General features: G+C 69.2%; 17 protein-coding genes. All 17 read right to left on the bottom strand.

The features are described from left to right. Window positions 1-94 precede the first annotated feature (94 nt). The 17 genes from ACZ7L4_RS24435 to ACZ7L4_RS24355 all read right to left on the bottom strand — a co-directional run bounded on the left by ACZ7L4_RS24435 (window position 95) and on the right by ACZ7L4_RS24355 (window position 17834). Window positions 95-916 (bottom strand): F0F1 ATP synthase subunit delta, encoded by an 822-nt coding sequence (locus ACZ7L4_RS24435; RefSeq protein ID WP_450815374.1) that lies wholly within the window; start codon window positions 914-916, stop codon window positions 95-97. Beyond that, the gene (locus tag ACZ7L4_RS24430) at window positions 913-1461 is read right to left on the bottom strand and encodes a F0F1 ATP synthase subunit B (RefSeq protein ID WP_399231754.1); all 549 of its coding nucleotides are present in this window, start codon (window positions 1459-1461) and stop codon (window positions 913-915) included. The genes ACZ7L4_RS24435 and ACZ7L4_RS24430 overlap by 4 nt, the downstream gene beginning before the upstream one ends. Before the next feature lie 38 nt (window positions 1462-1499). Then, the gene (gene atpE, locus ACZ7L4_RS24425) at window positions 1500-1739 is read right to left on the bottom strand and encodes an ATP synthase F0 subunit C (RefSeq protein ID WP_356373946.1); all 240 of its coding nucleotides are present in this window, start codon (window positions 1737-1739) and stop codon (window positions 1500-1502) included. Window positions 1740-1815: 76 nt separating this feature from the next. Then, the gene (gene atpB / locus ACZ7L4_RS24420) at window positions 1816-2586 is read right to left on the bottom strand and encodes a F0F1 ATP synthase subunit A (protein ID WP_422411635.1); all 771 of its coding nucleotides are present in this window, start codon (window positions 2584-2586) and stop codon (window positions 1816-1818) included. Between the two features lie 273 nt (window positions 2587-2859). Beyond that, window positions 2860-3318 (bottom strand): hypothetical protein, encoded by a 459-nt coding sequence (locus tag ACZ7L4_RS24415; RefSeq protein WP_472105482.1) that lies wholly within the window; start codon window positions 3316-3318, stop codon window positions 2860-2862. Between the two features lie 271 nt (window positions 3319-3589). Beyond that, complete coding sequence (locus ACZ7L4_RS24410) at window positions 3590-4918, bottom strand: MraY family glycosyltransferase (protein ID WP_472105480.1); 1329 nt, start codon at window positions 4916-4918, stop codon at window positions 3590-3592. A 161-nt stretch (window positions 4919-5079) separates the two neighbouring features. Continuing rightward, window positions 5080-6321: a serine hydroxymethyltransferase gene (locus ACZ7L4_RS24405; RefSeq protein WP_472105478.1), complete on the bottom strand. Its 1242-nt coding sequence runs from the start codon at window positions 6319-6321 to the stop codon at window positions 5080-5082. A 152-nt stretch (window positions 6322-6473) separates the two neighbouring features. Beyond that, complete coding sequence (locus ACZ7L4_RS24400) at window positions 6474-7136, bottom strand: arsenate reductase/protein-tyrosine-phosphatase family protein (RefSeq protein ID WP_472105476.1); 663 nt, start codon at window positions 7134-7136, stop codon at window positions 6474-6476. After that, window positions 7133-7780: an L-threonylcarbamoyladenylate synthase gene (locus ACZ7L4_RS24395; protein WP_450815369.1), complete on the bottom strand. Its 648-nt coding sequence runs from the start codon at window positions 7778-7780 to the stop codon at window positions 7133-7135. The genes ACZ7L4_RS24400 and ACZ7L4_RS24395 overlap by 4 nt, the downstream gene beginning before the upstream one ends. A 62-nt stretch (window positions 7781-7842) precedes the next feature. Beyond that, window positions 7843-8682 (bottom strand): peptide chain release factor N(5)-glutamine methyltransferase, encoded by an 840-nt coding sequence (gene prmC, locus ACZ7L4_RS24390; protein WP_422409832.1) that lies wholly within the window; start codon window positions 8680-8682, stop codon window positions 7843-7845. Between the two features lie 88 nt (window positions 8683-8770). Further along, window positions 8771-9847 (bottom strand): peptide chain release factor 1, encoded by a 1077-nt coding sequence (prfA, locus tag ACZ7L4_RS24385; RefSeq protein ID WP_450815367.1) that lies wholly within the window; start codon window positions 9845-9847, stop codon window positions 8771-8773. Between the two features lie 105 nt (window positions 9848-9952). Continuing rightward, entirely contained in the window at window positions 9953-10174 is a 222-nt protein-coding gene (rpmE, locus tag ACZ7L4_RS24380) for a 50S ribosomal protein L31 (RefSeq protein ID WP_010984345.1), read from the bottom strand. Between the two features lie 154 nt (window positions 10175-10328). Beyond that, window positions 10329-11432 carry an LCP family protein gene (locus tag ACZ7L4_RS24375; protein ID WP_472105473.1) on the bottom strand — a complete coding sequence of 368 codons (1104 nt, stop codon included), beginning with the start codon at window positions 11430-11432 and terminating at the stop codon, window positions 10329-10331. A gap of 341 nt (window positions 11433-11773) precedes the next feature. Continuing rightward, window positions 11774-13873, bottom strand: a complete 2100-nt coding sequence (gene rho / locus ACZ7L4_RS24370) for a transcription termination factor Rho (protein WP_472105471.1) — start codon at window positions 13871-13873, stop codon at window positions 11774-11776. A gap of 397 nt (window positions 13874-14270) precedes the next feature. Further along, window positions 14271-15188, bottom strand: coding sequence for a homoserine kinase (thrB, locus tag ACZ7L4_RS24365; RefSeq protein ID WP_472105469.1), 918 nt, complete (start codon window positions 15186-15188; stop codon window positions 14271-14273). 280 nt (window positions 15189-15468) lie between these two features. Beyond that, window positions 15469-16527, bottom strand: coding sequence for a threonine synthase (gene thrC / locus ACZ7L4_RS24360; protein ID WP_385762665.1), 1059 nt, complete (start codon window positions 16525-16527; stop codon window positions 15469-15471). 14 nt (window positions 16528-16541) lie between these two features. Next, on the bottom strand, window positions 16542-17834 hold the full coding sequence (locus ACZ7L4_RS24355) for a homoserine dehydrogenase (RefSeq protein WP_472105467.1): 1293 nt from the start codon (window positions 17832-17834) through the stop codon (window positions 16542-16544). Window positions 17835-17938 lie beyond the last annotated feature (104 nt).

Genomic DNA, 17938 nt, shown 5'->3' with positions numbered 1-17938 from the left:
CCCGAAGTGTTCTTGGGGGGTCTGGGGTCAGCCCCCAGGAATCCTCTGCACGGCCCAACTAGGGCCGTAGTCGTACGTGTTGCGCTTGTTGCGGTCAGCTCGCCATGCGGCGGCCGGCCTCCTCGATGCGGTCCGCGATGGAGCCGTTGATGACCTCGTCGCCCACCTGCACCTTGATCCCGCCGAGGACCTCGGGGTCCACGTCCAGGTTCAGGTGCATCTCGCGGCCGTAGAGCTTCGCGAGGGACGCACCCAGGCGCCGCTTCTGCGCGTCGCTCAGCGGGACCGCCGTGGTGACGACCGCCACCATGCGCTCGCGACGCTCCGCGGCGAGCTTGGAGAGGGACTCGAGTCCCGCTTCCAGGCTACGTCCACGCGGCGCGGTCACAAGACGCGCGACGATCCGCTCGGTGGTGGGCTTGGCCCGACCGTCGAGCAGCCGCTTCACGAGCTCGGCCTTGGCCGAGGCCGAGGCCGACTTGTCGGTGAGCGCGGCGCGCAGCTCGGTGTTGGAGGAGACGATCCGGTCGAACCGGAACAGCTCGTCCTCGACGTCGTCGAGGTCACCGTTCTTCTGCGCCGCGGTCAGGTCCGCGGTGTTGGCCAGCTCCTCGAGGGAGTCGACCAGGTCGCGGGAGGCCGACCACCGGGAGCGGACCAGGCCCGACACCAGATCGGCGGCCTCGCCGCTGATCTGGCCGCCGAGCAGGCGGCTCGCGAGCTCGGCCTTGGCCTCACCGGCCTGCGCCGGGTCGGTCAGGACCCGCCGCAGGCTGACCTCGCGGTCGAGCAGCGCGGTCACCGAGGCCAGGTCGCCGGCGAGCGCCTTGGCGTCGACCGAGGTGTTGTCGGTCAGCGCGTCCAGACGCTCACGCGCGGCGGCCAGGGCCTCGCGGCTCGCTCCGTGGGCGGTCATCGTGCAGCCTCTGCCTTCTCTTCGAGCTCGTCGAGGAAGCGGTCGATCGTGCGCGACTGCCGGGCGGAGTCCTCGAGGGACTCGCCGACCAGCTTGCCGGCCAGGTCGGTGGCCAGCAGGCCCACGTCCTGACGCAGCGCCTGAGCGGCGGCCTTGCGGTCGGCCTCGATCTGCGAGTGACCGGCGGCGATGATTTCCTCACGCTGCCGCTGGCCTTCCGCACGCATCTCGGCGATGAGCGAGGCACCCTGCTCCTGCGCCTCCTGGCGCAGCCGCGCGGCCTCGTGCCGGGCCTCGGCGAGCTGAGCCTTGTACTGCTCGAGCACGCTCTGGGCCTCGGTCTGGAGGGCCTCAGCCTTCTCGATGCCACCTTCGATCTGCGCGTGGCGCTCTTCCAGCGTCTTGTTGATGCGCGGAAGGAGCTTCTTGGCGAAGACGAAGAAGACGATGGCGAAGGCAAGGGTGCCAATGAGCAGCTCGGGACCGGGCGGGACGAGCGGGCTCTGCTCCTCCTCGGCCGCGAGTGCAACCAGGTTGGCGATCACATCAGTGCCTTTCGTCGAAACGTGTCAGTAAGAGGTGATTACTTACCGAACACGAACGGCATAACGATGCCGATGAGGGCGAGCGCCTCACAGAAGGCGAAGCCCAGGATCTGGTTGGCGCGGATCAGGCCGGCAGCCTCGGGCTGGCGGGCCAGCGCCTGGGTGCCGTTGCCGAAGACGATGCCGACGCCGATGCCGGGGCCGATCGCGGCGAGACCGTAACCGATGGAACCGAGGGAGCCGGAGACGCCAGCGGCGAGTTCGATGGACGCGGACATGCCGTTACTTCCTTTTCTTTACGAACCGGTGGGGGTTGTCCACCGGACGACCTGGGGTGGTTGGGCGGGGTGGGGCTCAGTGGTGCTCGGCGAGAGCGCCCTGAATGTACGTGCAGGCCAGGAGGACGAAGACGTACGCCTGGACGGCCTGAACGAAAAGCTCGAAGAGGATCATCGCCATCGTCATGATGAACGAGACGCCCGCGGCCGGGATCATCCAGCTGTTCAGCAGGTACCAGGAGGCGACGGTGAACATCACCAGCATCAGGTGACCCGCGAACATGTTCGCGAAGAGTCGCACCGCGTGTGTGAACGGGCGGACCAGCAGGTTCGAGAAGAACTCGATGAACGAGACCAGCCACTTGATCGGGCCGAGCGACGCGTCGTAGCCGGTGACGTTCTTCCAACCACCCACGAAGCCATGGCGCTTGAAGGTCAGCGGCACCCAGATCAGGTACACGATCACCGCGAGGACGATCGGGTACGCGATGACCGAGGAGACCGGGAACTGGGCCAGCGGGACGACCGACCAGACGTTCATGATCCAGATGAAGAAGAACATCGAGACCATGAGGGGGACGTACTTCTCGCCCTCCTTCTTGCCCAGCGTCTCGTAGACGATGTTGCGGCGCACGAAGTCGTAGCCGGCCTCACCGATCATCTGCATCTTCCCGGGGACGACCTTCGAGCGGCCGAACGCGAAGAAGAAGAACACGCAGATGACGATCGTGGTGAGCAGGGCGAGCAGCATCACCTTGTTGAAGTAGAACCAGCCGAAGTCGGCAATCGGTTCGAACAAGAAGGAGTGAAGACCCGGCGAGGGGAAGCCACACCCGTTGTCGGCCATGATCCGACAACTCCAGTCAAAGGCGAGCTGGGTCGTGTCAGCACTCACCGCGGGCTCCTTCGGCGTGACGCATAAGTACGGCAACCTCGTTGTGTCGGTGCGGCGTGCAGCCGCGGATCGGCACCGGTCTGGTGTTTCGGGCGTGGGGGCGGCGGGCAGGCAGTGAGCCTCGCGATCGTGCAGGCGTCAGCTCTCGTGCCCGCGCCGGCGATGCCGCAGTTGGCACCGGACGATAGCAGCCCGACGAACGGGCGTTTATCCCGGCCCTACCTCTCACGATGACGACCCGGTCTTCTCGGCTTTCTCACTGGTCCCGGTCCCCTTGGAACCGGGCGCCGCCTCGGGATCGATATAGAAAACCTTGGCCTTCATGTGCGCGCGGGCCTGGGCCGCCATCCACACGACAGTCGAGACGACCAGAGAGACGGCGAAGGTCTTGGGATTGAAGAGAGTCGTGTCCTTGAAAATGGCCACGAAGATCATGAGCAGCAGCAGCTGGGCGACGTAGAGCATCAGCCCCATCGCCTGGAACAGCTGCGGAAGCGATTTTGCCGTGCGGATCAGCACGACCTGCCCGAGGCCCATGAACACGATCACCACAAGAGCACCGACCAGCGCACCGATGGCCCCCTTGCCCCCCGCAACCACACCACTGATCACCGCGGCAATCACGCCTGCGGCGACGGTGGGTACGACGGTGTGAAGAAGGGTCCGTGCGTCATTGGACGGCATGGCGGCAACTCCGCTTACTGGTGTGGGGCAGGTGTCGTCATGGACGAGCGTAGTCCGGGGATTCAGCAGTCCGATTCGGGCCAAATGACCGTCGCACTACGGCCTTTCGGTCCTTCCCCCGGCTTCGTGAACGGTATCACAAACTATTTGATGCGGTCTTTACCTAGAAGGTGTGCCAACCGTCACACGTGAGGGGGATCCTGCGCGTCTGTGCACGCACAGGGTCAACATGTCTGGTATTGGGCTCATTTCGGGCACCGGTGTCGCCACGTCAACGCGACGTTCCGGCCTTACGCCGATCCGTGAAGCGCGAACGGGCGCCGATCGCCGTCGCCCCGTTGACCCCCGCCGGGATCCTGCTGCGGTCCGGTTCGCCTTCGGAGTCCTCGGTGTCCCCGGAGGCCCCGGCCGCCGCCGCGGACTCGGCAGGGCGCCGGTAGCGCGGCGGCACCAAGTGCTGGGCCCAGCGCGGCGCGTGCGGCGTGAAGCGCGGCAGCAGCAGCATGACGAGCCCGACGAAGCTCAGCGCGACGATCGTGAGCATGACCCACATCCCCGACGCGGAGTGCACCGAGTAGGCGACCGCGCCGAAGGCGATAAGGCCCGACCAGAAGTACATGATCAGCACCGCGCGGGAGTGCGAGTGGCCGATCTCCAGGAGCCGGTGATGCAGATGCCCGCGGTCCGCGGCGAACGGCGACTGCCCGTTCCAGGTGCGGCGCACGATCGCGAGGACGAGGTCGGCGAACGGGATCGCGATGATCGTCAGCGGCATCAGCAGCGGGATGAAGACGGGCAGCATCGCGTGCGTGGTGTCGCGGGTGGAGCCGCCGAGGTTGAGCTTGAGCGCGTCCGGGTCGACCTGCCCGGTGATGGAGATCGCGCCGGCCGCCAGGACCAGGCCGATGAGCATGGAGCCCGAGTCGCCCATGAAGATTCTCGCCGGATGGATGTTGTGCGGCAGAAAGCCCAGACACATGCCCATCAGGATCGCCGCGAACAGCGTGGCCGGGGCCGCGGACTCGATGCCGTAGCCGTACCAGATCCGGTACGCGTACAGGAAGAACGCCGCGGCGGCGATGCACACCATGCCCGCCGCGAGGCCGTCGAGACCGTCGACGAAGTTCACGGCGTTGATGGTGATCACCACGAGCGCGACGGTGAGCAGCGTGCCCTGCCACTGGGTCAGGGACACGGTCCCCACACCCGGGATCGGCAGCCACAGGATCGTCAGACCCTGCATGACCATCACGCCCGCGGCGATCATCTGGCCGCCGAGCTTGATGAGGGCGTCGATCTCGAACTTGTCGTCCAGGACGCCGATCAGCCAGATCAGGGCCGCTCCCGAGAGCAGCGCCCGCGGTTCGTTCGAGGACTCGAAGACCTTGTCCAGGTTGGTCAGGTGATCGGCGACGAGCAGGCCCGCGCACAGGCCGAAGAACATGGCGATACCGCCGAGCCGCGGCGTGGGCTCCCGGTGCACGTCACGTGCACGGATCTCCGGCATGGCGCCGGCCACGATCGCGAACTTCCGCACCGGGCCTGTGAGCAGATAGGTCACCGCGGCCGTGATGCAGAGCGTCAGCAGGTATTCACGCACGGGCTTCCCCACAGGTATCGCTGGCCATCTCAGCCCCACACCCTAGTCTCGCGTGCTTAGGGTTGGGGACTTCCGGGTAGCGACGATGGTTGCACGGGTGACGGTTCCAGAGACGTACCTGGTGCGGCGCAGGGGGTGTCTCGGTGGGCTTGTACCCCGTTCTAGGCGGGGTACGGGGGGAATCTTCCGGCCAGTTCGCGCACCTCTTCCCGGACCGTGCGGACGTCGAGAACGTCGCGTACGACACCCGACAGGAGCACCGCGATGCGGGCCACCTCTCCTTCACCCATGCCCTGTGTGGTGACGGCGGCGGTGCCCAGGCGCAGGCCGCGGCCGCCCTCGTGGGGCAGCGCGCATGTGTCGAGGATCATGCCCGCGGAGGCCAGCCGGCCGCGCGCCACCGCGCCTTCCACGCCGAGCGGGGCCGGGTCGAGGGTGAGCAGATGGGTGTCGGTGCCGCCGGTGGTGACGCCGAGGCCCTCCGCCTCGAGAGCCCCCGCGAGCAGCCGCGCGTTGGCGACGACCTGATGGGCGTACGCGGTGAAGGCAGGCCTTGCCGCCTCGCCGAAGGCGACGGCCTTCGCGGCGATCGTGTGCATCTGGGCGCCGCCCTGGGTGAAGGGGAAGACGGCCCGGTCGACGCGGTCCGCGAGCTCGGCGGAGCACAGCAGCATGCCGCCGCGGGGGCCGCGCAGCACCTTGTGCGTGGTGGCGCAGACGATGTCGGCGTACGGGACCGGGTTCGGGGCCGCTCCCCCGGCGACCAGGCCGATGGGGTGCGCGGCGTCGGCGATGAGGTGGGCGCCGACGTCGTCGGCGATCTCCCGGAAGGCGGCGTAGTCGATGTGCCGGGGGTACGAGATCGAGCCACACACGATCGCCTTGGGGCGGTGGGCGCGGGCCGCCGCGCGGACCTGCTCGTAGTCGATGAGCCCGCTCTCCGCGTCGACGCCGTACGGGACGAAGTCGAACCAGCGGCCCGAGAAGTTGGCCGGGGAACCGTGCGTGAGGTGGCCGCCGGACGGCAGGCCCATCGCGAGGACGGTGTCGCCGGGCTTCAGCAGGACGGCGTACGCGGCGAGCACGGCCGAAGAGCCGCTGTGCGCCTGTACGTTGACGTGTTCGGCGCCGAAGAGGGCCTTCGCGCGGTCGATGGCGAGGCGTTCGGCGACGTCGACGAGTTCGCAGCCGCCGTGGTGGCGGGCGCCGGGGTAGCCCTCCGCGTACTTGTTGGCGAGCGGGGAGCCGAGGGCGGCGAGGACCGCGGGCGACGTGAAGTTCTCCGCGGCGATGAGCTGGAGGGAGTCCGCCTGGCGGGCGGCCTCCCCGAGGAGGATCTCGGCCAGTTCGGGGTCTTGCCGCGCAAGCGATGCTGTGGCTGCGGGTTCTGTCATCACCGGCATGGTCGGCTCCGGGGCCTCGCGTCGGGGAGGTGGGTGCCTTCCAATGTAGATCCGCGCGGTTGCGGCCGCCCGGCGTCGACGTCACGGGGCTCCGCCCCGGACCCCGCGCCTCAATCGCCGGCGGGGCTTGATTTGTCCCCCACCAGCCGGAGCTACTTGGTGACGCCCGTCAGGGCCGTAACCACCGGGTCCAGGGCCTCCTGGATCTCGCCGCCCACCGACTGGAAGAACGGGAGGGGTGCGCCGTACGGGTCGTAGACCTCGTCCGCTTCCATCGAGGGGGCCAGCAGCCACCCGCGCAGCGCGGCCGCCGCGCGGACCAGGGAGCGGGCGCGCTCCACCACGCCGGACTCCACGGGGTCCGGGAGCGTGGCCGGGTCTATGGCCTGCACGAGCCGCGTGAACTCCTTCAGCGTGAACGTGCGCAGGCCCGCGCTGTGGCCCATGGAGATGACCTGTGCGCGGTGGTCACGGGTCGCGGTCAGGACCAGGTCGGCCCTTATGACGTGGTCGTCCAGGAGCTCGCGGCCCACGAAGCCGGAGGCGTCCGCGCCGAAGTCGGCCAGGACCGTTTCCGCATTGGCCTCCATGGGTGCGCCCTCGTGGCCCCAGGTGCCCGCGCTCTCCACGACGAGCCCGCCGGCGAGCGGCGCGCCGAGCCGGTCCGCGAGGGCATGCCTGGTCAGCCGCTCGGTGATCGGCGAGCGGCACACATTGCCGGTGCTGACGTGGAGGATGCGGAAGGTGTCGCCGGGGAGTGCCGGCGTGCGTACGTACCCGTTGCCTATGCCACGCCCCGTCTCAGGGGCTGTCAATTCGCCACCTCGAGGTCGGGTACGACCTTGCGCAGCTCGTCCGCGGTCAGCGCGCCCTCGCGCAGCAGGACCGGGACCTTGCCGGTGACGTCGACGATGGAGGACGGGATGTTGCCGGGCGTCGGCCCCCCGTCGAGGTAGACGGAGACGGAGTCGCCGAGCATCTCCTGCGCGGCGTCGCAGTCCTCGGGGGCCGGGTGCCCCGTCAGGTTGGCCGAGGACAGCGCCATCGGGCCGACCTCGGTGAGCAGTTCGATGGCGACGGGGTGCAGCGGCATCCGGATCGCGACGGTGCCGCGGGTGTTGCCGAGGTCCCACTGCAGCGACGGCTGCTGCTTGGCGACGAGGGTCAGGCCGCCCGGCCAGAACGCGTCGACCAGTTCCCAGGCCATCTCGGAGAAGTCCGTGACCAGCCCGTGCAGCGTGTTCGGCGAGGGGATGACGACCGGCGTCGGCATGGTGCGCCCGCGGCCCTTCGCCTCCAGGAGGTCACCGACCGCCTCGGGCGTGAAGGCGTCCGCACCGATGCCGTACACGGTGTCGGTGGGCAGCACGACCAGCTCGCCGCGGCGGACTGCGGAGGCGGCTTCACGCAGGCCGGTAGCGCGGTCGACTGCGTCGTTGGTGTCGTAACGCCGTGCCATCTAGCGGGCCTCCTGCTCTGCGTACTGCACGAATTCGTCAAACTCGAAGGACAACGCGTCGGTCACGGCAGCGCCTTGCGGGCCGTCGCGAACCTGGGGCGGTTGTTGAGGTCGGGGTGGTCGGCGGCGTCCGCCCAGCCCCGCTCCTCGGTGAAGATCCACGGCACCTGGCCGCCCTGCGTGTCCGCGTGTTCGATGACGACGATGCCGCCGGGGCGAAGGAGGCGGTGGGCGGTGCGCTCGATGCCGCGGATGAGGTCGAGGCCGTCCTCGCCGGAGAAGAGGGCGAGGTCCGGGTCGTAGTCGCGGGCCTCGGGCGCCACGTACTCCCACTCGGTGAGCGGGATGTACGGCGGGTTCGAGATCACCAGGTCGACCTGGCCGTCGAGGTCGGGGAAGGCCGTCAGGGCGTCGCCCTGGCGCAGGTCGACCCTGGACCCCTCGACGTTCTTGCGCGTCCATTTGAGCGCGTCCTCGGACAGCTCCACGGCGTGCACGCGCGAGCGCGGGACCTCCTGGGCGAGCGCGAGCGCGATGGCGCCGGATCCCGAGCACAGATCGACGATCAGCGGCTCGACGACGTCCATCGCGCGCACGGCGTCTATGGCCCAGCCGACGACCGACTCGGTCTCCGGGCGCGGCACGAAGACGCCGGGGCCGACCTGGAGCTCCAGATAGCGGAAGTAGGCGTGCCCGGTGATGTGCTGGAGCGGTTCGCGGGCCTCGCGGCGCGCGGTCGCCTCCCAGTACCGGGCGTCGAAGTCCACGTCCTTGACGGTGTGCAGCTCGCCCCGCTTGACCCCGTGCACGAAGGCGGCGAGCTCCTCCGCGTCATTGCGCGGCGAGGGCACGCCGGCGTCGGCGAGCCGCTGCGTGGCCTGGGCCACTTCCGCGAGCAGCACGCTGCGGGGGTTTGGGGGTCGCCCCCCAAAATGTTGCTGCACGCTGATCCTCCGGGCTGAGCTGTCGTACGGGGCGGGCTGTGCGGTGTTACGCGGCGGCGAGCTTGGCGGCCGAGTCCGCGTCGACGCACGCCTGGATCACGGAGTCGAGGTCGCCGTCGAGCACCTGGTCCAGGTTGTAGGCCTTGAAGCCGACACGGTGGTCCGAGATGCGGTTCTCCGGGAAGTTGTACGTACGGATCTTCTCGGAGCGGTCGACGGTGCGGACCTGGCTGCGACGGGCGTCGGCGGCTTCCTTCTCCGCCTCCTCCTGTGCCGCTGCGAGGAGCCTGGAGCGCAGGATACGCATCGCCTGCTCCTTGTTCTGCAGCTGGGACTTCTCGTTCTGGCAGGAAGCCACGACGCCGGTGGGGATGTGCGTGATCCGGACGGCGGAGTCGGTCGTGTTGACGGACTGCCCGCCGGGGCCCGAGGAGCGGTACACGTCGATGCGCAGATCGTTCGCGTGGATCTCGACGTCGACCTCCTCGGCCTCGGGCGTGACGAGCACGCCGGCGGCGGAGGTGTGGATGCGGCCCTGCGACTCGGTCGACGGCACCCGCTGCACGCGGTGCACGCCGCCCTCGTACTTGAGGCGGGCCCAGACACCCTGGCCGGGCTCGGTCGCGCCGTTCCCGCCCTTGGTCTTCACGGCGACCTGGACGTCCTTGTAGCCGCCCAGCTCGGACTCGGTGGAGTCGATGATCTCGGTCTTCCAGCCGATGCGCTCCGCGTAGCGCAGGTACATGCGCAGCAAGTCGCCCGCGAACAGCGCGGACTCGTCACCGCCGGCGCCGGCCTTGATCTCGAGGATCACGTCCTTGTCGTCGGACGGGTCGCGCGGGACCAGGAGGAGCCGCAGCTTCTCGGTGATCTCCTCGCGCTGCTGCTCGAGGTCCTTGACCTCGGCCGCGAAGTCCGGGTCGTCGGCGGCGAACTCCTTCGCCGTCTCGATGTCGTCCCCGGTCTGCTTCCAGGAGCGGTACGTGGTGACGATCGGGGTCAGCTCGGCATAGCGCTTGTTGAGCTTGCGCGCGTTCGCCTGGTCGGCGTGGACCGAGGGGTCCGCGAGCTTCTGCTCCAGATCGGCGTGCTCACCGATCAGTTCCTCGACGGCCTCGAACATCTCCGGCTCCTGCAGTTACGGGTTCGAAAGGGGGCTGCACCGCAAAGCGCCGGTCCCCGTGCCCCCGCCGAAACAGGGGCACCGTGGACCGGCGCTGGAGCTTCGCTACTTCTTGGCAGCGGCAGCCTTGCCGAAGCGGGCCTCGAAGCGGGCCACACGGCCACCGGTGTCGAGGATCTTCTGCTTGCCCGTGTAGAACGGGTGGCACTCGGAGCAGACCTCGGCACGGACGGTGCCGGACGAGATGGTGCTACGGGTGGTGAACGACGCGCCGCAGGTGCAAGAGACCTGCGTCTCGACGTACTCGGGGTGGATGTCGCGCTTCAAGGTGTCTCCTAGGTTCATGGAGGGCGCCGGGTCGCTGACGCGGGATGCGGGAGCGTGAACCGGGGCCGACGTACCAGTCTGCCAGGACAGGCCGTATCCCCCAAAACCGAGGAGGGTCCGGAAGTATTCCCGGCCCTCCCGGAGGGGGTCTCGGCTACTTCACGACGCTGTCGGCGGAGCCCTTGGCGGAGTCCTTCGTGGCCGACTTCGGGACCGGCTTGTCGTGCTCGAGGGCCTTCCAGACCTTGTCCGCGTTGGTCTCGTCGAGCAGCACGCGGTTGGCGTCGTTCGGGTCGTACTTCACCGGCAGCGTCACCATGTTCATGTCGCCGGAGCCGATGCCCTTGAGCCCGCTCGCGAACGAGGTCAGGTCCTTGACCGAGGCCAGCTGCGAGTCCGTGGTCACCGTCTTGGTGGCGGTGTTCGCGAGTGCGTACAGCTTGCTCGGGCTGGTGAAGACGCCGACGCTCTTGATCTGGTCCATCAGGGCCTTCATGAACGCCTGCTGGAGCTGGATGCGGCCCAGGTCGCTGCCGTCGCCGACGCCGTGCCGGGTGCGGACGAGGCCGAGGGACTGCTCGCCACTGAGCGTGTGCGTGCCGGCGTCGAGGTTCAGATGGCTGTCCGGGTCGTTGATCGCCTTCGTGGTGGTGACCTTGACGCCCCCGAGGTCGTCGATCAGCCGCTGGAAGCCGCTGAAGTCGACCTCGACGTAGTGGTCCATGCGGATTCCGCTCAGGGACTCGACGGTCTTCACGGCGCAGGCCGCGCCGCCCGTCGAGTACGCGGAGTTGAACATGACCTCGTTCTGCGCCGGGTACTCGTTCCCGTCCTTGTCGGTGCACGAGGGCCGGTCGATGAGCGTGTCCCTGGGGATGGAGACGATGCTCGCCTTCTTGTGGCCCTTGTAGACGTGCACGACCATCGCGGTGTCGGAGCGTGCGGAGCCCTCGTCGGCGCCGCCGCCGACCTTCTCGTTGGCGCCCGCCCTGGTGTCGGAGCCGAGGACGAGGATGTCCTCGGAGCCGTTGTCCACGTTCTGCGGACGGTCGGTGCCGAGCTGCGAGTTGATGTCGACGCTCTTGATGTTGCCGTTGAGCTGGAAGTAGACGTACCCCAAGCCGGTGCCACCGAGGACGACGACGCCCGCGGCGCTCCACGCCGCGATACGCAGCGCCTTGCTGCGCCCACTGCGCGCCTTGCGGCGGCTGCCCTTGCCGCCGCGGTGGCGGCCGGGCTTGCTGTCACGGTCCGGCATAACTCCTCGCAGGTTCGTCTGCTTCTGATCCTTGCGTCCGCTTCTTCGTTCACTCGGTGTGACGGCGGACCGCCAAGAAGGGTTGCACAAACACGTGTGCGCATTCTGGGACGGAGGAGCGACCGTATGTAGCGGGGCCAACGACCCGCAACCCTCTCACCTGCACTTTCACGCCCATGTGCCGCATGCTTCACAGAGGGCACAGATCCTTATACGTGTGGTGAAGGTCTCCGGCCGACGAGTGCCCCGAAACGTCCCGGACAGGCCGTGCGGGCCACGGAAAAGGGCTGGGCCCCGCCGCGCGAAGCGGCGGGGCCCAGCCCCTGGATCCGGGTGAAGCGTCAGTCGTTGCCGTTGCCCGGCGTCGGCGTCGTCTTCTGGATCTGCAGCAGGAACTCCGCGTTGGACTTCGTCTGCTTCATCTTGTCGAGCAGCAGCTCGATCGCCTGCTGCTGGTCGAGCGCGTGCAGCACGCGACGCAGCTTCCAGGTGATCGCCAGCTCGTCGCTGCCGAGCAGGATCTCTTCCTTACGGGTACCGGACGCGTCCACGTCCACCGCCGGGAAGATGCGCTTGTCGGCGAGCTTGCGGTCGAGCTTGAGCTCGGCGTTGCCGGTGCCCTTGAACTCCTCGAAGATGACCTCGTCCATGCGGGACCCGGTGTCCACCAGGGCGGTGGCGAGGATGGTCAGCGAGCCGCCGTCCTCGATGTTGCGGGCCGCACCGAAGAAGCGCTTCGGCGGGTACAGGGCGGTCGAGTCGACACCACCGGACAGGATGCGTCCGGAGGCCGGCGCCGCGAGGTTGTACGCACGGCCCAGGCGGGTGATCGAGTCGAGCAGCACGACGACGTCGTGACCCAGCTCCACGAGGCGCTTGGCGCGCTCGATGGCGAGCTCGGCGACCGTGGTGTGGTCCTCGGCCGGACGGTCGAAGGTCGAGGAGATGACCTCGCCCTTCACCGACCGCTGCATGTCGGTGACCTCTTCCGGACGCTCGTCTACGAGGACGACCATCAGGTGGCACTCGGGGTTGTTCACCGTGATCGCGTTGGCGATCGACTGCAGGATCATGGTCTTGCCGGTCTTCGGCGGGGCCACGATCAGACCGCGCTGGCCCTTGCCGATCGGCGCGACGAGGTCGATGATCCGCGTCGTCAGCACGCCCGGGTCCGTCTCCAGGCGGAGGCGGTCCTGCGGGTAGAGGGGCGTCAGCTTGTTGAACTCCGGGCGCCCGCGGCCGGATTCGGCCGCCATGCCGTTCGCCGAGTCGAGGCGGACGAGCGCGTTGAACTTCTCGCGGCGCTCCCCCTCCTTCGGCTGCCGCACGGCACCGGTGACGTGGTCGCCCTTGCGCAGGCCGTTCTTGCGGACCTGGGCCAGGGAGACGTAGACGTCGTTGGGACCCGGCAGGTAGCCCGACGTACGGATGAAGGCGTAGTTGTCGAGGATGTCGAGGATGCCCGCGACGGGGATCAGGACGTCGTCCTCGGAGATCTGCGGCTCGTTGCCGAAGCCCTCGTCGCGCCCGCGACGCCCACGGCGGTCGCGGTAACGGCCCCGGCGCCCGCGGCGGCCGCCGCCGTCGTCGTCGTAGCCGTCGTCCTGCTGGTTGTTGTTCCGGCCGCCGCCGCCCTGCTGGTTGTTCCGGCCGCCGCCCTGGTTGTTTCCACCCTGGTCGTCGCCCTTGCCGCCGCGGCGGTCGCGGTCGCGGCCACCGTCACGGCCGCCGTCACGGTCGCGTCCGCCACGGCCGCCCTGGCGGTCCCTGCGGTCGCGACGGCCCTCGTGGTTGCCGTCCTGGCCGCCGTCGCCCTTGTTGCCGTCGCCGCCGTCCTGACGCTCCTGCTTGTCCTGACGGTCCTGCTGGCGGTCCTGGCGCGTGTCGGACTTGGCCTCGGCGGTGACCGTCTCGGGGCTGCCCGCCTCGGACGTGGCACGGCGGCGACGACGCTCGCCGGCCGGCTGCTCGTCACTGGCGCCCTGGCCGGGGATCTCGATCTGCTGCTGGGCGGTGGCCTTCTTCGCCTTGGCGTCGCCCGCCTCGGCCTTGTCGGCCTTGCCGCCCGACTTCGCGGGCGCGGCGTCGGCCGCGGCCTCCTCGCCGGTGCGGGCCTTCGAGGTGGCCCGCCGCTTCGGCTTCGTCTCGGCGGCGTCGGCGCTCTTCGCGGGGGCGGACTGTGAGTTGCCTCCCCCGGACTGCGCCTCCTTGATGACCTCGATCAGCTGGCTCTTGCGCATCCGCGCGGTGCCCTTGATTCCGAGGCCCGATGCGACCTGCTGCAGCTCGGCCAGCACCATGCCGTCAAGGCCGGTACCGCGGCGCCGCCGGGAGCCCGAAGCACCGGCGGCGGGCGCGGCGGAGGCGTCCGCAGAGGACGCGGCGGGCGCGGCAGCAGAGCTGTCGGCAGTCACGCCCATCAGATCGGTGGTGTCGCTCACGAAGGGTCCTTCCCTGGAGCGGACGTCGGCCTGTCTGGCTCGGCGACCGGTTGTGCTGTCCGGCGGAGGTCCTGCCTGTACGGACCGTGCCGGGGCGGTTGTCCGCCGAAGAGGCGGAAGAATTCGGTGGTGACGGCGTAGCCCGATTCCGCGGGTGCACTGGATTTCTGTGTCACGCGGCTCGATCACGCCGGTTCCGGAGCGTGCTCGCCACTCTTCAGTGCCACGTCTCGACGTGCGAGGACGATGCAGAGAATCGCTGGGGAGGCTCCCGGAAGAATGGTTGTCCCTGACGGGGACACACAGCACCTCGCCATGGTAGGGCCGGGTGCAGACTTGAGGTTAACACTACCGGATCCAACAAACATTCCCCCTCTCGTATTCCGGCAACCGGGTGTCAGGAGCCAAGCGGCAGCACGCTCGCTCCGTCGACATCGAGGTCCAGGCGGTTCGCCGCCCACCCCTCCCCGGCCAGCCGGGCGACCTTGTCGGCCGTTTCTTCCTCCACCAGAGCGAGGACCGTCGGCCCCGCTCCGGAGATCATCGCGGGCACCCCGTCGGCCCGCAGCCGCTCCACCAGGGCGGCGCTCTCCGGCATCGCCGGGGCCCGGTACTCCTGGTGAAGGCGGTCTTCCGTGGCCGGCAGCAGCAGCTCGGGGCGCCTGGTCAGGGCCTCGACGAGCAGGGCCGCCCGGCCCGCGTTGGCCGCGGCGTCCACGTGCGGGACGGTGCGCGGCAGGAGTCCTCGCGCCATTTCGGTGAGGACCGGCTTTCCGGGGACGAAGACCACCGGAACGATGGAACGGGCCGCGTCGAGACGGATCGCCCGGCCCGCGCCGGTCTCGGTCCACGCGATGGTGAAGCCACCGAGCAGGCACGGGGCCACGTTGTCGGGGTGGCCCTCGATCTCGGTGGCGAGTTCGAGCAGCGCGGCGTCGTCGAGCAGGGCGCCCCCGCCTATCGTCACGGCGCGCGCGGCGACCACGGCGGAGACGATCGCGGCGGACGAGGAGCCCAGGCCACGGCCGTGCGGGATCCGGTTGGCGCAGACGATCTCGAGGCCGCGCGGCTGTCCGCCGAGGGCGTCGAACGCCGTGCGCAGGGACCGTACGAGAAGGTGCGACTCGTCGCGGGGCAGGGTCTCGGAGCCCTCGCCCGCGATGTCGATGTTCAGCCCGGAGTCGGCGACCCTGACGACCACGTCGTCGTAGAGCCCCAGCGACAGGCCCAGCGAGTCGAAACCCGGGCCGAGGTTGGCGCTGGTGGCGGGAACGCGCACCCTTACGGCGGCGGCGCGGAAAGCAGGACCGGCCATCGCTGGATGACTCTCCTTGAGCTGCGGGATGTTTCGAGAACTTCCGATGTCTTGTGGTGCATACGTCGACACCCGGGCCGCGATCGACAGAACAGCGGCGGCACCACGGCATATGCGGTGGGCGGGTTCGATACAGCCTATCGAAGGAAGGTTCAGTGGCGACATAGGGCGCACAGGAGGCGCACGATGCGTGTCGTAAGCCCCCTGTGCACCCCCTGTACTGAAAAGCCCAGTTGACGAGGTGTCAGTGTCGCGTAAGTCGCCTGAAGTGCGGCGTGGCTCAGGCGAGACCGAGCCGCTCGGCGGCCGCGGCGGAGTCGACCGGGACGGTGACCGGCTGCGGGGCACCGGCGACGGCCCAGTCCGGGTCCTTCAGACCGTTGCCCGTGACGGTGCAGACGATCTTCTGGCCCTTGTCGACCTTGCCCTCCTCGGCGGCCTTCAGCAGACCGGCGACGGACGCGGCCGACGCGGGCTCGACGAAGACACCCTCCTGGGACGCCAACAGCTTGTAGGCGCGCAGGATCTCACGGTCCGTCACCTCGTCGATGAAGCCGCCCGACTCCTCGCGCGCGGCGAGCGCGTGCTGCCACGAAGCGGGGTTGCCAATGCGAATCGCGGTCGCGATCGTCGACGGGTCCTTGACGACCTCGCCGCGCACGATCGGCGCGGAACCGGAGGCCTGGAAGCCCCACATCCGGGGCGTACGGGAGGAGACGCCGTCGGCGGCGTACTCCTTGTAGCCCTTCCAGTAGGCCGTGATGTTGCCGGCGTTGCCGACCGGGAGGACGTGGATGTCGGGCGCGTCGCCGAGGGCGTCCACGATCTCGAACGAGCCGGTCTTCTGGCCCTCGATGCGGTACGGGTTCACGGAGTTGACCAGCGCCACCGGGTAGTTCTCGGAGAGGGCGCGGGCCAGGTTGAGGCAGTCGTCGAAGTTGCCGTCGACCTGGAGGATCTTCGAGCCGTAGACGAGCGCCTGGCCCATCTTGCCGAGCGCGATCTTGCCCTGCGGCACGAGGACGGCGCAGACCATTCCGGCGCGCACGGCGTACGCGGCGGCGGAGGCCGAGGTGTTGCCGGTGGAGGCGCAGATGACGGCCTTCGCGCCCTCCTCCTTGGCCTTCGTGATGGCCATGGTCATCCCGCGGTCCTTGAAGGAGCCCGTCGGGTTGGCGCCCTCGACCTTCAGGTGCACCTCACAGCCGGTGCGCTCGGAGAGCATCTGCGCCGGTACGAGCGGCGTGCCGCCCTCGCGCAGTGTCACGACCGGCGTGGTGTCGGTCACCGGGAGCCGGTCCCGGTACTCCTCGATGATGCCGCGCCACTGGTGGGTCATTCCGGTCATCCCTGCTACTCCCCTTCAACACGCATGATGCTGGCGACACCGCGCACGGTGTCGAGCTGACGCAGCGCGTCCACGGTCCCGGTGAGGGCCGCGTCGGCCGCGCGGTGGGTGACGACGACGAGGGAGGCCTCGCCGTCCTTCCCCGACTGGCGCACGGTGTCGATGGAGACACCGTGCTCGGCGAAGACCGTCGCCACCTGCGCGAGAACGCCGGGCTTGTCGGCCACGTCGAGGCTGATGTGGTACCGCGTCACGACATCGCCCATCGGCGAGACGGGCAGCTGCGTGTACGCGGAGTCGCCGGGTCCCGTCGCGCCGTTGAGGCGGTTGCGGCAGACGGCGACCAGGTCGCCGAGTACGGCGGACGCGGTCGGCGAACCGCCGGCCCCGGGCCCGTAGAACATCAACTGGCCCGCGGCCTCGGCCTCGACGAACACGGCGTTGTACGCGCCGCGGACGGAGGCGAGCGGGTGGGAAAGCGGAATCATCGCCGGGTGCACCCGCGCGGTGACGGACTGCCCGTCGGCGGCGCGCTCGCAGATGGCGAGCAGCTTGATGGTGCAGCCCATCTGCTTCGCGGAAGCGAAGTCGGCGGCGGTGACCTCGGTCATGCCCTCGCGGTACACGTCGTCGAGGCGGACCCGGGTGTGGAAGGCGATCCCGGCGAGGATGGCGGCCTTGGCGGCGGCGTCGAAGCCCTCGACATCGGCGGTCGGGTCGGCCTCGGCGTACCCAAGGGCAGTCGCCTCGTCGAGCGCCTCCTGGTACCCGGCGCCGGTCGTGTCCATCGCGTCGAGGATGAAGTTCGTCGTCCCGTTCACGATGCCGAGGACACGGTTGACCTTGTCGCCGGCCAGTGACTCCCGCAGCGGCCTGACCAGCGGAATCGCTCCGGCGACGGCGGCCTCGTAGTAGAGGTCCTCACCGTGCTCCACGGCCGCGGCGTGCAGCGCCTCGCCGTCCTGGGCGACGAGCGCCTTGTTGGCGGAGACGACGGAGGCGCCGTGCTCGAAGGCGGTGGTGATGAGTGTGCGCGCGGGCTCGATGCCGCCGATGACCTCGACCACCACGTCGATGTCGCCGCGTTTCACGAGCGCGGTGGCGTCGGTGGTGACCAGGGCAGGATCGATTCCCTCGCGCACCCTGGAGGGCCGCCGCACGGCCACACCCGCGAGTTCGACGGGGGCACCGATCCGGGCGGCGAGGTCGTCGGCGTGCGTCGTCATGATGCGCGCCACCTCTGAGCCGACAACCCCACAGCCCAGCAGCGCCACCTTCAGCGGACGCGTACGCATCATGCGACCTCGTTTCCTCTACTACTACGTGTTTCTGCGGTGGGACCAGTCTCACCCACCGAACCGGGGTTTCAGCCCAGGGTCCGGATCGTGAGACGTAGATTTCA

It is taken from the genome of Streptomyces sp. NPDC107575 (assembly GCF_055657265.1).
This window is presented reverse-complemented; position numbering and strand designations above follow the sequence as displayed.